Origin of the sequence: Streptomyces adelaidensis (assembly GCF_016598475.1) — a bacterium.
In the GTDB taxonomy this organism is placed as follows: Bacteria; Actinomycetota; Actinomycetes; order Streptomycetales; family Streptomycetaceae; genus Streptomyces; species Streptomyces adelaidensis.
On the sequence record NZ_JAEMUX010000137.1, the window covers coordinates 1 to 13,915 of the forward strand.

At 73.6% G+C, this 13,915-nt stretch carries 8 protein-coding genes; 5 read left to right on the forward strand and 3 right to left on the reverse strand.

Features of this window, described 5'->3' with window-relative positions; genetic code table 11:
- Positions 1-1,092 precede the first annotated feature (1,092 nt).
- From I8N67_RS39065 to I8N67_RS39075, 3 genes are all read left to right on the forward strand, one after another.
- A complete protein-coding gene (locus I8N67_RS39065) occupies positions 1,093-1,275 on the forward strand; it encodes a hypothetical protein (protein WP_200309047.1) in 183 nt (60 codons plus the stop codon).
- Positions 1,276-2,074: 799 nt separating this feature from the next.
- Positions 2,075-3,535 carry a hypothetical protein gene (locus I8N67_RS39070; RefSeq protein WP_200309048.1) on the forward strand — a complete coding sequence of 487 codons (1,461 nt, stop codon included), beginning with the start codon at positions 2,075-2,077 and terminating at the stop codon, positions 3,533-3,535.
- A 109-nt stretch (positions 3,536-3,644) separates the two neighbouring features.
- Positions 3,645-4,397 carry a hypothetical protein gene (locus I8N67_RS39075; RefSeq protein ID WP_200309049.1) on the forward strand — a complete coding sequence of 251 codons (753 nt, stop codon included), beginning with the start codon at positions 3,645-3,647 and terminating at the stop codon, positions 4,395-4,397.
- A 6-nt stretch (positions 4,398-4,403) separates the two neighbouring features.
- On the opposite strand, the gene I8N67_RS39080 is transcribed toward I8N67_RS39075, so the two are convergent.
- The 3 genes from I8N67_RS39080 to I8N67_RS39090 are packed head-to-tail and all read right to left on the reverse strand — an operon-like array spanning position 4,404 to position 8,681.
- Complete coding sequence (locus tag I8N67_RS39080) at positions 4,404-6,299, reverse strand: CHAT domain-containing protein (RefSeq protein WP_200309050.1); 1,896 nt, start codon at positions 6,297-6,299, stop codon at positions 4,404-4,406.
- Positions 6,296-7,402, reverse strand: coding sequence for a ComEC/Rec2 family competence protein (locus tag I8N67_RS39085; RefSeq protein WP_200309051.1), 1,107 nt, complete (start codon positions 7,400-7,402; stop codon positions 6,296-6,298). The genes I8N67_RS39080 and I8N67_RS39085 overlap by 4 nt, the downstream gene beginning before the upstream one ends.
- Positions 7,403-7,412: 10 nt before the next feature.
- Positions 7,413-8,681 carry a CHAT domain-containing protein gene (locus tag I8N67_RS39090; RefSeq protein WP_200309052.1) on the reverse strand — a complete coding sequence of 423 codons (1,269 nt, stop codon included), beginning with the start codon at positions 8,679-8,681 and terminating at the stop codon, positions 7,413-7,415.
- Positions 8,682-8,786: 105 nt separating this feature from the next.
- On the opposite strand from I8N67_RS39090, the gene I8N67_RS39095 reads away from it, so the two are divergent.
- The gene (locus I8N67_RS39095; RefSeq protein WP_200309053.1) at positions 8,787-11,447 is read left to right on the forward strand and encodes a tetratricopeptide repeat protein; all 2,661 of its coding nucleotides are present in this window, start codon (positions 8,787-8,789) and stop codon (positions 11,445-11,447) included.
- 53 nt (positions 11,448-11,500) lie between these two features.
- Positions 11,501-13,666, forward strand: a complete 2,166-nt coding sequence (locus I8N67_RS39100) for a tetratricopeptide repeat protein (RefSeq protein WP_200309054.1) — start codon at positions 11,501-11,503, stop codon at positions 13,664-13,666.
- The last annotated feature ends 249 nt before the right edge of the window (positions 13,667-13,915 follow it).

Consider the following 13,915-nt stretch of genomic DNA (forward strand, 5'->3'; position numbering starts at 1 on the left):
TCCTCCGGAGACATGACGCGCCGTCACTTCGCGACGGAATGATGTTGGGTTGCTCCGCAACCCTCTTGAAGACGTTGAGAGTTGAATGTCACTCCCTGTTGTCTTCGTCCCGTGATTCCGGGTGCCGGCCTCGGGTGGGTCACCGTGCCAGCGAGGCGTGGCTCCCGATCGGGGTTCGGGCCTGATCTTCTGTTTTCCCTGTTCAGAGGCTTAATGCCTCCGGTTTAAGGGGGTTTGTGTCCCTGGTCCGGGTGGGTCCGGGGCGCCCTCCGGGCTTCCCTGCCCCGGTCCCTTGTAGTTACAGTATGGCAGCAACGAGGGGGAGGTTGGCAACTGGTGCCGCATCGTTGCTGTCTGACGTACCATCAGATCAATCGTCCATGCTTGGTTCTTAGTGGACTAGACCTCTCTGGAATTGGTACGCATTCTGTTGCGGGTTACATGGCATCAGAAACGAATCCCGGTTTGAATTGAGGGAGTGTCAGCCCCGAGGAAATCCCATTGGAGATTTGTTACGGGTTTCTGAAAGGGCACGTAACACGTAACGGAGTTGCGGGGAGAGAAAGGCGACCCGTAACAGGATAGGGCACGGAAAGGAATTGAGGAATTGAGCGCCACGAATTCAGCAACCGCCGTAGTCGACGGTACGCGCGGGACGAGCGAGGAGCGGGCGGCGGGAGGTGCCGCCGCCGCGGACGGGATCGGTGCGACGGCCGCAGCGGCGGGCGGTCGGGCGGGGGTGTGAGGGGGTGTCGGTCAGCTGCCGCTGTTCGAGCACGAGGGGCGGCGGGTGTGCGGCGTGCCGGCATCTGGCGCGGCTGGCCGACAAGCAGCAGGAGCTGCGGGTGCGCAGGGCTGAACTGGCCGGGTGGGCGCGGGGGTTGTTGTCGGGGCGGCCGCCGCTGGCCGGGCGGGTCCAGGTCGCGGATGAGACGGGCCTCGTCCTGGAGGACGTCCTGGTCCGTCTCGCCGGGCCGCGCACTGGCGGGGTGCCGGCGGACGCGGTCTCGGCGGAGGAGGGGGCAGGGCGGATCGCGCGGGTGCTGCAGGGGCGCCGGCGGCTGGTGTGGGGGGCCGCTCACGGACGTCACGGTGCGGCTGGAGGTGCTGGGGCATCCCGTGGACCTCGACCGCGCCCTGGCCGTGCCCTCCGGTCACGGGATCCTCTGGCCGGACGATGCCGCCTCCCGGTACGCGCAGTGGTGCGGTGAACTCGACCCGGCCACGGGAAAGTTGCGTACGCCCTGGCCGCCGGGGAGCGCCGACCGGCTCTGATACGTCCTCGCCCAGATGGCCGGCACGGACCGGGCGGGCTGAACGACTGCCGCGGACGAGGCGGCGCAGCCCGGCGGGTGACGGGCCGGACACCCACCGGTCGCCGGCAGGGTGCAGGACGGGCGTGACCTTTCGGGGCGCGGCTCGTTGTGAGGGCTCGGGTGGCCTGTGTCGTGGGGGCTGGCTTGGTGCGCCGGGCCGGTCGAGATCAGATCGCCTGGTTCGAGTATCCGGACCCTCGAGTCGGCATACATGTACGGGAAGTACATGTCCTGCTCAGTTCACGGACTCGGCGCGCCCCCCGTCACGGCCCGGACCAGCCGCTCGGGACTCGGCACCGCTGCTGCTGTCCCCGAACGGCGCCACACGCGAAGCGAGGCCCGCCCCTACCACGTGCCCACCGGCCCGGGGCCCGCCTAGACGCGCGGGCGAGCCCCTGGGACACTCCCGTCTCCTCGTGCGCCGAGGAGGCCGCGGCCTCCTCGGCCTGGCCGACGGCGGACTCGGGCAGGCCGGCTGACGGACCTCGCGCCGGGCGGGCACGCGTGCGCGCGGCAGGTCGGCCGCACGGTCGGCGCCTCTTCCGGGTGCGCGTCGACCTGGTCGACGACGGTTTCGGGGCCGTGAGCGAGGTCGCCGACCGCGCCCGCGTCACCTTCCTCGGCCACCTAGGCCTCACCGACCTCCTTGCCTCCACAAGCCGTCCGCCGCGTCCTGAGCACCACTCGACTTCCCTCGATCCCCCGTCACCATGCGTGGTCGCGCGGTAACATCGCGGCGCGCCACGAGGGGGAGGCCCATGACACCGCAAGGTCCGGGCGGGTCCGACGCGGGGGATCCGGAGGAGGCGGAGCGCGCGCTGCGGCAGGCCGAGGCCCGGGGTGACGGCGGCGCCGGGCTCGCGGACCTCCTCGACCGGTCCGCCGCCGCGCACCGGCGTCGCTTCTGGAATTCCGGCGACACCCGGGACCTGCACCGGGCGGTGGACAACTACCGGCAGGCCGTGCGCGCCGACCCCGCCCGACGGGCCGTGTGGTCCAACGAGTTGGCGGTCACCCTGACCGATCTGTACGACGTCACTGGCACCGACGACGACCTCGCCGCGGCGCGGCGGGCGGCCGAGGAGGCGACGGCCGCCGCCGAGGAGGGCTCACCGCAGTGGGCGCGGTGCGCGGCGACGCTCGTGCTGTGCCTGTGGGACCTGTACGACGCCACCGGTTCGCTCACCGACCTCGACACGGCGATCGACCTCGGCGGCCGGGCCTCGGCCGCGCTGCCCCGCACGGACCGCGCGTGGGCGCGGGTGCGCAGCAACGTCGGAATGCTCCGGATGGACCGCTACGAACGGCTCGGCGCCGCCGACGACCTGCATGGGGCGGTACGGCTCGCCGGGGAGGCCGTCGAGGGCGCGCACCCGGATGACCCGGAGCTGGGCGGCTGGCTGAACAACCTCGGCAACGTGCTGCTGACCCGCCACGGCACCCAGTTCCCCGACGGTGCCGCGCCCCGCCCCGGCGAGCGGATCGACCTAACCGACCTGGACGCGGCGATCGCGGCGTATCGCAGGGCCATCGAGGTCTCCGAGTGGAAGGTCGTGGGGCGGGCCACCTTCCTGTCCAACCTGGGCAACGCGTTGACCGACCGCGTCGAGGCGCTGCGGCTGGGCGAGTCGCCCGGGAGCGCTGAACCCGAGCTGCGCGAGGCGGTGCGGGTGCTCACGGAGGCCGTCGGCCTGACCCCGTCGACGGCCCCGTACCGGGCGAGCAGGCTGAACGTCCTCGGCGAGGCCCTACGGGCGCTGTCCGAGGAGACCGGCTCTGCCGACGACGTCGACGCGGCGCGCACCGCGCTGCGGCAGGCGTGCGCGAGCGGCCTGGCCGTCGCCCCGGAGATGACGGTGGACGCGGCACACAACTGGATCCGGTGGGCGGTGCGGCGCTCGGCCTGGGACGAGGTGGGCGAGGCCGACGGCCATCTGCTGCGGGCCGCGGAGGCCCTGCACCGGGCGCAGTCGCTGCGCCGCCACCGAGAGGCATGGCTGCTCGCGTCCCGCGGGCTCGCGCAGGAGGGCGCCTTTGCGCTGGCCAGACAGGGCAGGCCGGAGGCCGCCGTGGTCCGCCTCGAACGTGGGCGCGCGGTGCTGCTGAGCGAGGAACTCGGTCTGGTCCCGGCTCTGTTGAGCCGCCTGCGCGCGCCCCTGCGGGACCGGTACTCCGACGCCGTCCGCCGGGTCCGGGAGGCGCTGCGGAACGCGGGCTGAGCCCTCGGCGGCCACCGCAGGGACCTGGGACGGCGGATACGGCGACGGCGGCCGGGGTATTCCTCATCAGGGCCCGTGGGGGCGGGCCACGATGAGGGGGTGGTCCGTCGTGGAACAGGGTCTGATCGCCCATACGTTCAGTCCGTACACGTGGCGGGCGAGGATCCGCCCGGTGCTGATCGCGGCACTGCCGCCGGCCCTGCCGGTGGTGGTGCTGGTGCCGGACTGGTCGGCCGCGCGCCGAGTGTGGGCGCTCGTGCTGGTGTGCGGACTGCCGCTGCTGCTGGGGCAGTTCAGCCGGTCCCGTGGGCGGCGGCTGGAGCCGGCGCTGTTCGAGCGGTGGGGCGGCAAGCCGTCGGTACAGCTGCTGCGGTGGCGGGGTCCGACGGGGACCACGCACCTGGCGTATCTGCACGCCCGTATCGAGCAGATCGCGGGACCGCCGCTGCGGCTGCCGTCGGCCGCGGAGGAGCGGTCCGACCCGGAGGGCGCCGACGCCGTCTACGAGGTGGCGGGCACAGTGCTGCGGACCCGGGCGCGGGCGCTTCCGGGCAGTAAGCTGGTGGCGGAGGAGAACCGCGAGTACGGCTTCCGCCGCAACGCGCTGGGGCTGCGGCCGCTGGCCCTGGGCGCGGGGGCCGTCGGTCTGTTCGGGGCGGTGCTGTACGCGGTGGTGGGCTGGCCGCCGGTCGGTTCCGCGAAGGCCGTGGTGTCGGTGCCGGTGGTGCTCGCGGACCTGGCGCTGCTGTTGTTCTGGCTCCGGACGGTGCGGCCCGCCTGGGTGGAGGAGGCGGCGTGGACGTACGCCCGCCGCCTCATCGAGACGGCGGGGCTGCCCGATCTGGAGTCCCGGACGTCGTAGCCGCCGTCAGGCGAGGGCGGGGTGCAGGACGGTGTCGCCGTTGCAGTACAGGGCGTAGAGCAGGCCCAGCGGATTGCGGTGGACGACGGCGAAGTGCTCCCGGGTGGCACGGACCGCCTCGCCGATCGGCTCGCCGGACAGGAGGCGGTCGAAGAACGCGGTGGCCCAGGCCGCGGCGAAGGGGGCCGGGGTGTCCGCCTCGGTTCCGAGCACCCCGCGGGAACGCTCCAGGAAGTGCGTCAGGAAGCCCTCGGTGGACAGCGCCGAGGTGACGGCCGTGCCGCATGCGTTGAGCACGATCACCGGTGAGCCGGGCAGGGCGGTGCCGTGGTCGCGCAGGCTCCGCAGCAGGATTCCCCCGGTAGTGCCCTCCACGGCGAGCCGGGGGTTCGCCGGTCCGTCGTCATCGGTGTCGTGGGCCACGGCGTGGCAGTAGAGGTAGACGATCCCGGCGGATCCGCCCGTCCCGCACAGGGAGTCGAAGACGGGTTCCTGCCGGTCGTGGACGGTGAGGCGGGCGAGTCCCTTGTCGTCGTAGTCGCGCCAGTACGCCTCTTGCTTCGCGACCAGGTCGCGTTCGCCGCCGAGGTCGATGGCGCGGTTGAGGCCGAGGGTGACGTCCAGGCCCCGCCGGGTGTCGATGGCCACCTCGGTGATGCCGCGGCCCGCGTGGGCGGCGACGGGGATGCAGTCGACCCGGTGGCGAAGGCCGAGGATCTGTCCGAAGTCGGCGTCGCGCATGTGCTCGACCGGGCACATCAGGTGCCAGGGCAGCAGGGGCCGGTCGGTGACGAACTGCACGCTGCGCGGGCCGGCCCCGGTCAGGTACTCCTGGATCCTACGGCCGACCTCTTCGAGCTGGGCGTCGGCCCCGTCGAAGAACAGGTCACGGAACATCCGGCAGCCCGCCTCGGCCAGCAGCCGGGTGTGGTGTGCGTAGACGTCGTCCGGGAGGTCAAGTCCGGTCCGGGTGGGGCCGTCGGAAAGCGGGCCCCACTCGGCGGTCACGGCCCGCAGCGGACGGCGGGCCTGCACCGCGATCGCGTGCAGGGCGCGGTCGGTCTTGTGCAGCGGCGCCCGTACGGCGTGGCCGATGCCTCCGGAGACGACGATCTCGTACTCGCGGCCGCCCGGGGCCAGCCGTATCTGCACCGACAGGCCGCGGTCGCGCACCTCGGCGACGGCCGCGCGGGAAGGCCCTTGGGCCCGGACGCGTACCTCGTGTCCCGAGACGTTGAGATGCAGCACCTGCACGAGGCTGCCGGAGCGCCAGAAGGTCGCCTGGAGCGGGAGGGTGCCGGTGCGGGCCGGGGTGATCAGGAAGCGGGCCCGGTCGGGCGAGGGCCCCTGGGCGGGCACGGTCAGTGTGTCGGCGAGGGCTTCGGCCTCGGCGTCGACGCCGGTCACCCGGACGGTCAGCGTCGCGGGCCAGGCGTCCGGGGTGCCGAGGTCCCTGAGCGGCTCGGGCACGGAGTCCTCGCGCGGGCCGTCGTCGACGTCGAAGCCCAGGACGAAGGTGCCCGGCCGGTTCGCGGGGCCCGGTTCGACGTCGGCGTTGATCCAGCGGCCCTCGCCGTCCAGGTCCGGTGGCAGGATGCCTGCGCGCAGGGCGAGTTGCGAGGCCGGCGGAGTGCGGGTGCCCCGCTCCGTGTCCGCCGCCCGGTCGGTGGGGATGGTCTTGCCGATCAGGGCCGGGGCGAGCCGCTTCTTGACCTCGGCGTGGCCGAGCAGCAGCCGCAGCAGGGCCAGGGCGCGGCGCTCGTACTCCGTCGGGGGTGCCGTCGCCAGTTCCTCCACGGCGGTCAGCAGGCGAGGGCGCAGTCCGGGCCAGTCCTCGCCCACCAGGGCCGGCAACTCGTACCAGAGGTCGATGAGTTCGACGAGAGCGGGGTCGGGGTTCACTGGGCCCTTTCCGGATCGGTGTGCGTGCGGGTCACCCGGCCGGGTGTCACCGTCAGGTCGGCGCCCGGCCGGTCCTCGGGCGGGTGGACGGCCCGGAAGCCCCGCTCGGCGGCGAGTTCGGGGTGGGCGTACTCGGTGGTGCTGGGTGAGAGGTAGTTGAACCACAGCACGGGGTCCCGGTAGCGCCGTGCGATCCGGGCGACGGCCCGCCGGTCGGGGTGGCCGAAGCGGGCTCCGCTGGTGGAGAACAGCCAGTGGCGGCAGTCCAGTCGGGCGAGGAGTTCCGGGCTGAGGTTGCGGCTGCTGCCGTGGTGCGGCACCTTGCACAGGTCCACCCGGTACGGCCGTCCCCACGGGGTGTCGTCCAGGCTGCGCAGAGCGTCGCACAGGGTCTCGGCGTGCGCGTCGGCGCCGAACAGCACACGGGCGCCGTCGTACTCGGCGAGGAAGGCGATGCTCGACCGGTTCGGCACGGACTCGTCGCGGGCGTAGGGGCGCAGCGTCAATTCCTCCCAGGCCACGTCGGCGTCGTCGCCGCGCAGGACGTCCGGAGGCGCGGGGGTCTCGGGGGCGAGTCGTTGGCGTTCGGTCTCCTCCACCCACCGCGTCCAGTTCCGGCTCAGGTCCAGCAGGGCGCTCCGGTGCGGGGAGAGCAGGGTGAGCCGCAGCCCCGAGACGTTGCATTCGGGCAGCTTCCCGCTGGCCGGGACGGCGACGGCGTGCCCGTTGAACTTCGTGTTCCAGGGCTGGTCCACCAGCAGTCGGGAGAAGGTGTCGGCCTGGGCGTGGCTGAGGACGTCGCCGAGGATCTGCCGGTCGCCGTTGAACCACACCTCGTTCGCGGTGAAGCCCTCCGGCGGATCGCGGAACAGGGGGATCAGCCCGCCGATGTGGTCGGCGTCGAGATGGGTGCACACCACGAGGTCGAAGGCGCGCTCGGCGACCGGCTGTCTGCGGAACCGGGCGGCAAGGCCCTCGGGCAGCCGGCTGCCGCGGCCGCCGCGGCCGCCGTCGACGAGCATGCGGCGGGTGCGTCCTTCGTACGTCCACTCCACCCAGAGGCAGTCGCCCTCATGGGCGGGCAGTGCTTCGACTCTGATCACGTGCGGCCCGTCACGCCCCGAAGTGGCCGAAGCCGGCCCAGGAGTGGAGGTCGGCGAAGGAGCGCTCATCGTCCTCCTGGAACTCCAGTGCCAGCAGGAGTCCTTCCGTGGTCTCGTCGTCCGGCAGCCAGGATTCGCCGGCGGTGAGGGCCTGCTGGAGGAAGGCGAACCGTTCGCCGTTGGGTACGTCGCGCAGCCAGACCTGGGCGTCGCGCAGCGCTGTGGCAGGGTGGAGGTCCTCGGTGCGCCAGCGCCGGTAGAAATCGGTCATGAGGAGCGCTGCCGGTACGTCGGGCAGCGACCACATGGCGGCGACGACACCGGCGACGCCCGCCTGGAGCAGTCCGCCGGGCAGTGACACCACCTCGTCCGGCAGGACGGTGCCCGGCAGATACGACTCGCAGGCGGACAGGACGGCCAGGCGGAGCGTCAGCCGCAGCGCCAGCAGGTCGCGCAGCCGCAGTTCGTCCGTGCCGGCCAGCAGCAGTCCGCTCTCCAGCGGGGTGAGCAGATCGGCCTGCCCGTGACAGGCGAAGTGGGCGGCGTCGGCGTCGGCGAGGGCGTTACGGGCCGCGGCGGCGTGGGCTGCCGGGCCGCGCAGCACGGTCGTACGGCCCGGGAAACCGGCCGCCGCCGCGCGGGCCTCCTGCTCGGCCGAGCCCAGGGGCGGCCGTCCAGCCGGATCCACGATGACGGCCAGCCGCTCGACGGAGCCCCCGGCCCGTGCGCGGGCCGAGGTCAGGGAACGGGCGTTGGGCACGTAGCTGATGACGAGGTCGTCGAGGGCGTACCGGCGTCCGGTGGGCGCGGCCGGGGCCTCGGTCCAGGCCGCGTGCAGGGGCAACAGCCCGAGCAGGCCGCCGGCCACCAGGACGGCCCTGTCGGAGGCGCGCAGGGTGTCGCAGACCGGGCCCATGAGGTCGTCCCAGAGCCATTTCGTGGTCGTGTCCAGGGACTTCTCCCACTGGGTCAGCCGTCCGGCGCGGTCGGCCGCGTACGCTTTGTGGGCGTTGTCGTGGGCGCGCGCCCGGGTGCGCACCGCCTCGGCGGTCAGGTCGGGCAGGTCCACCTGGCGTACGTCGTGGTCGTGGACGATGAGGGCGACTCCGCCGCGTTCGGCCGCCGAGAGGTACACCAGCGGCTGCTCCTCGGCGGCGCGGTGGACGTCCTCCTCGGTCGGTTCGGGCAGGAAGTCCTCGAACCCGTCGAGCTGTCGGATCTCGTCCACGACGGCGTCGAGTTCGCGCCTGGCCGCGCGGATCTCCTCGAAGCTGTCCACCCCATCACCCCCAGCACCGTCGGCTCCTTCGCCGATCCAGTGGAACTCAGCGTAGATGAATGCTCACACTGGGGAGGCGAGTCGACCGTCAGAGAGGGAGTGTCCGTGACCGACGACCGGGCCGAGGCGGCGTACCGGGCACGTGACCGGTATGCCGGGACGGGGGATCCGGCGGCGGCCCGCGAGGCCGTAGAACTGCTGCGGGCACTGGCGCGAGAGGAGCATGTCGCCGCGCATGTGGACGAGTTGGGGGGCGCGCTGCTCGATCTCTTCGAGGCGGAAGGCGAGTTCGCGTTGCTCGCCGAGGCACTGGAGGCGCACGAGGAGCATGTACGGCTCGCCCGGGACGCCGACTCGCTCAACAACCTGGGCAACTGCCTGCGCGTCTGCCACGACGAGATGAGGGACGAGCATCTGCTGGAACGGGCGCGGGAGGTGCTGGAGGAGGCCGCCGAGCTGTCCCCGGGGGACGCCACGGTCCTGGACAACCTCGGTCTCGTCCTGACGGACCTGTACGACGCTGAGGGCGAGCCCGCGCTGCTCGACCGCGCCCTGGAGCTGCACACGCGTGCCGTGCTGCTCGGCGCCGCCGAGGATTCCAACCACCTGCTGCACGTGACGAATCTGGCCTCCGCCCACATGTACCACTACGACCGCGCCGGCGATCCGGCCGATCTCGACGCCTGGGCCGAGGGCTGCGCACGGGCGGTGGCGCTCACCCCCGCCGGATCACCGAACCTGCAGCTGCGGCTGGCCAATCTGGTCCTCGCCCTGCTGGAACGCCACACCCTCCACGGCTCCCCCGCCGATCTGGCCGACGCCGTGCACGCCGCCCGGCGGGCCCACGACACGAGTCCTGCCGGTGCCGCAGACCGGCCCCGGCAGGCCGGTGTCCTCGCGAACGCGCTGATCCGGAGGTACCACGAGGAAGGCGACCCAGGGGACATGGACGAGGCGACCGCGTTGCTGCGCGCCGCCACCGCGGATCGTCACCAGGGCCACTCCGGTTCGCCGCACCTGTGGAACAACCTCGCCCGCACCCTCCTGGAGCGCTACGAACGCGACGCGGACCCGGCCGAGTTGGAGGAGGCCGTCGAGGCGGCCGAGCACGCGGTGGACCTGCTCGACGGGCCGGAGCCGCTGCTGCCGCTCTGTCTGGACACGCTCGGCACAGTGTTCACCGCGCGCTATCTGCACTACGGCGACGAGGGGGACCTGGAGCGGGCCGTGACCTGTCTGGAGCGGTGCGCCGAGCTGACCGACGAGGCGGCCCCGGCCCTGCCCGGCAGGCTGACCGCTCTGGCGATCGCGCTGGCGTACCGTTACGAGCACACCTGGGAGATCGCCGATCTCGACCGTTCCGTCGGCCTGTTCGACACGGTCGCCGAGCTGCGCCCCGAGCGCCCCGGTCCCGGGGACCTCAACAACCGTGCGCGCGGCAGAATCCGGCGCCACCACCGCACCGGGGACCCCGAGGACCTGGCGTTCGCCCTGGACCAGCTGGAAGCGCTGGTGGCAGCCACGCCCGAACGGGCCCCCGGCCTCCCGCTGTACCTGGAGAACTTGGCCGAGGCCCTGCGGCTGCGGCACGAGTCCACCGGGGCGGCCGACGACCTGGAGCGGGCCGTGGCGGCGCTGCGCCGGGCCCTGCGGCTACTGCCGCCGCGCGGCTCCCGGCGGCCGGACGCGCTGGGCGGTCTGGGCAACGCGCTGCTCGACCGGTTCGGCGCGACGGGCTCGGTCGTGGACCTCGACGAGGCGGTCGCCCTGCACCGCGAGGCACTCGCCGCGCTCCCCGCGGACGCGCCGGGCGGCGCCGGCGCCCTCAACGACCTGGCGAACGCCGTACGGGAGCGCCATCAGCACCTCGACGCACCGCACGACCTGGACGAGGCGATCGCCCTGCTGAACACGGCGGTCGCCCTGGCCGGCCGCACGACACCCGACCGGCCGGTGTTCCTCGACAACCTTGGCAACGCCCTCATGGACCGCTACGAACGCGACGCCGACCCGGACGACCTCGAAACGGGTCTCGCCGCCCATGCCGAGGCTCTGGAGCTGCTGCCCGCGTCGGCGCCGGAGCGCGGCCGGATCGCCGCCAACACCGGGGGCGCGCTGTGGCGCCGCTGGCGGCTGAGCGGCGGGCGGGAGGACCTGGACGAGGCGATCTCCCTGCTGCGGGAAGCGGTCGACGCGACGCCCCCGGCATCCCCGAACCGTCCACTGCGGCTGAACAACCTCGGCTGTTTCCTGCGCGATCTGCACGGCCTGACCGGGGCGGAGGACGACCGGCGGGCCGCGGCGGCGGCGCTGGAGGAGGCGTGCCGGTCGGGGGCGGAGCGCGGGCCGCGCTGGGCCCTGGAGGCGGCGCGCAACTGGGGTAGCTGGGCCACGGCGCGCGGGGCGTGGCCGGAGGCGGCCGGCGCCTACCGGTTCGGTCTCGACACGCTGCGCACGGCATACCGCAGCCAGGGGATGCGCCCGCACCGGGAGAGCTGGCTGAGAATCGCCGACCGGCTGCCCGCGGACGCGGCCGAGGCGTATCTGCGCGCAGGTGACGTCCCGGGTGCCGTACGGGCCCTGGAGGCGGGCCGGGCGGTGCTGCTCAGCGAGGCGCTGCTGACCGGGGACACCGCTCTCGAACGGCTGACGGCCGCAGGACACGGCGCGGTGGCCGACCGCTACCGCCGTCTCGTAGACCAGCTCGCCCGGCTGGAGAACCCGCGCGACGACACCCGGTCGCACACGGCCGCACGCCCGCGGTGAGCCGGACGCCTACGACAGGTCGGCCGGACGCGGTGGGCCGGACGGTCGCTCTCATGCGGCGGCTTCGGGACTGGCGTCTGGAGCGGCTGGTGGACCGCTTCCTGTCCTGCGCGGACTGGGCGGGCGCCGAACGGCTGGTGGCCTCGCGGCCGCGACACGAGGCCCTGGCCCTGCTCGCCTCATGGGAGGAGAAGGCGCGGTCCGACACCGACCACACCACCGCGGACACCTACGAGTACCACCGCCTGCTCCTTGAGCGGTGCCGGGGCGAGGGGCCGGCCCGGGTGTTCGGCGAACTGACGGCGGACGACCCCGCGCAGGAGCGGTGGGAGGAGCTGGTGGAGGCCGCCCTGGACGCACTGGACCGGGCGGCCGGGTCTGGACACCGTGACGACCTCGACACCGCCGTGGACCACTGCGAGCGGGCCGCCGACCGCTGTGTCACCGCGCCGCAGCGCGCGGTGGCATACGGCCACCTCGGTGTCGCCCTGCTGCGGCGCGCCGACCGCGTGGGCTCGGCGGAGGACGTGGGCCGTGCCGTCGGCCTCCTCGACACCGTGTACGCGCTGACCCCGCCAAGCGCCCCCGAACGGCTCGACGCGGTCACCAACCTGGCCTGGGCTCTCGAACTGCAGCATCGGGTCGACCGGCACCCCGCGACCTTGGACCGGGTGGCGGAGCTGCTGCGCCGGGTGATCGAGCGCGAGGAGCCTCCGGACCCCGACGGTCCGTGGCCGTCCGGCGCACGCGACGCCGACATGCTGACCAGTCTCGCGTCCGTGCTGCGCACCCAGTACTTCGCCACCGGCTCCCCCGCCGATCTGGCCGACGCCGTCGTGTGGTTCGAGCGGGCGGTACAACACGACGGCCGGTCCGCGCGGGCGTTAGGCAACCTCGGGGTGGCCCTGTCCGACTTCTTCGGATGCACCGGCTCCGTCCGGGATCTGCGCCGTGCGGAGGAGTGTCTGCGGAAGTCGCTCGCCTGGACGGACGCCCACTCGCCCGAACGACCGGCCCGGCTCGCGCACTTGGCTTCGGTGCTCGCCGACCGTTACGTCCACGAGGGCAGGGACTCGCTGGACGAGGCCGTGGCGCTGTACACCGAGGCCGAGCGTGCCGCGCCGCCGGGATCGCCGGAGCACGCGGCTCACAGCAGCGGGCTGGGCACCGCCCTGCTGACCCGGCACGAACGCCACGGCGATCTGGCCGATCTGCGGGAGGCAGTGCGCGCCCACGGGCGGGCGGCGACCGCGCCGGGCCCCGAACGGGACGACGAGGCGCTGTACCTGGATCAGTGGGGGACGAGTCTGCGGCTGAGCGCCCGCCGTCTCGACGACGCGGCCGAGGCGCACCGGGCGGTCGGGCTGCACGGGCGGGCCGTCGCCCTGACCGGCGACGGCTCGCCCGATCTGCCTCTGCGTCAGGGCAACCTCGCCGCGGCGCTGCGGCTGCACGCCGAACTGACCGGGGACCGCGCCTCCTTGGAGCGGTCGGTGGAGGTCCACGAGCAGGTCCGGCGGACGGTCGGCGAGAAGTCGCCGTACACGGCCGCAGTGCTGACCAACCGCGCCGCGGCACTGCGTGCCTCGGCGCGGCGGACCGGGCAGCGCGCGCCGCTCGACGAGGCGATCGTGACACTGCGCCGTGCCGTCCGCGCCACTGCACCCGACGCTCCCGAACTGGCTGGCAGGCTCAGCGAGTTGGGTCACGCCCTCGCCGACCGCGGACAGTCGGGGGACGCCGCGGAGGCCGTGCGCGCCTACCGGGAGGGATGCCGACTCGCCGCCCCGGACAACGTACCGGTGCGGCTGGTAGCCGGACGCGCCTGGGGCGCCTGGGCGGCGCGCCGGGAGGCCCACGAAGAGGCCGCCGAGGCGTTCGACCACGCGGTGGACGCCGTCGACGTGCTCGTCCGGACACAACTGACCCGCCCCACTGCGGAGATCTGGCTGGCGCGGGCGACCGAGGTGGCCGCGGAGGCCGCGCACGCCCACGCGGCGGCGGGCGCCCCGGCGCAGGCGGTCCTGCGCCTCGAACGCGGCAGGGCCCGCCTCCTGACCGCCGCGCTGCGCACTGGCGACACCGATCTGCGGCGGCTGCGCGGCACCGACCCCGACCTAGCCGAACGCTTCCGGCGCGCGGCGGCCCGGCTGCACGGCCTGGAGCACGCCGCCCCGCCTCGCGACCCGGAGCACGGCGGCTCGCCGCCCGCGCCCTGACCGGCGGCCGTAGCAACAACAAGTTCCACCTGCCGCCCCCGGACCCGGGCAACGCCGCTGGACGGGCGGTTCGGGTCGATGTTCCGGATCTGCGAGTCCGCGAGGACCTTCAGGAAGTCGGCTTCGATCAAGTCCAAGTCTGACCCGAGGCGTTCCAGGTACGCCGGCGGGGCTTGTGTGCCGGCCATCTGCCGATGATGCCGCACACCTCTGACAACCCAGCAGCATCGGCACAACCCTGGCCTAGTA

Excerpts from the sequence above, each read along its gene's own strand:
- I8N67_RS39070 (WP_200309048.1), top strand. The coding sequence starts at position 2,075 with ATGACACCGCAAGGTCCGGGCGGGTCCGACGCGGGGGATCCGGAGGAG.
- I8N67_RS39100 (WP_200309054.1), top strand. The coding sequence starts at position 11,501 with ATGCGGCGGCTTCGGGACTGGCGTCTGGAGCGGCTGGTGGACCGCTTC.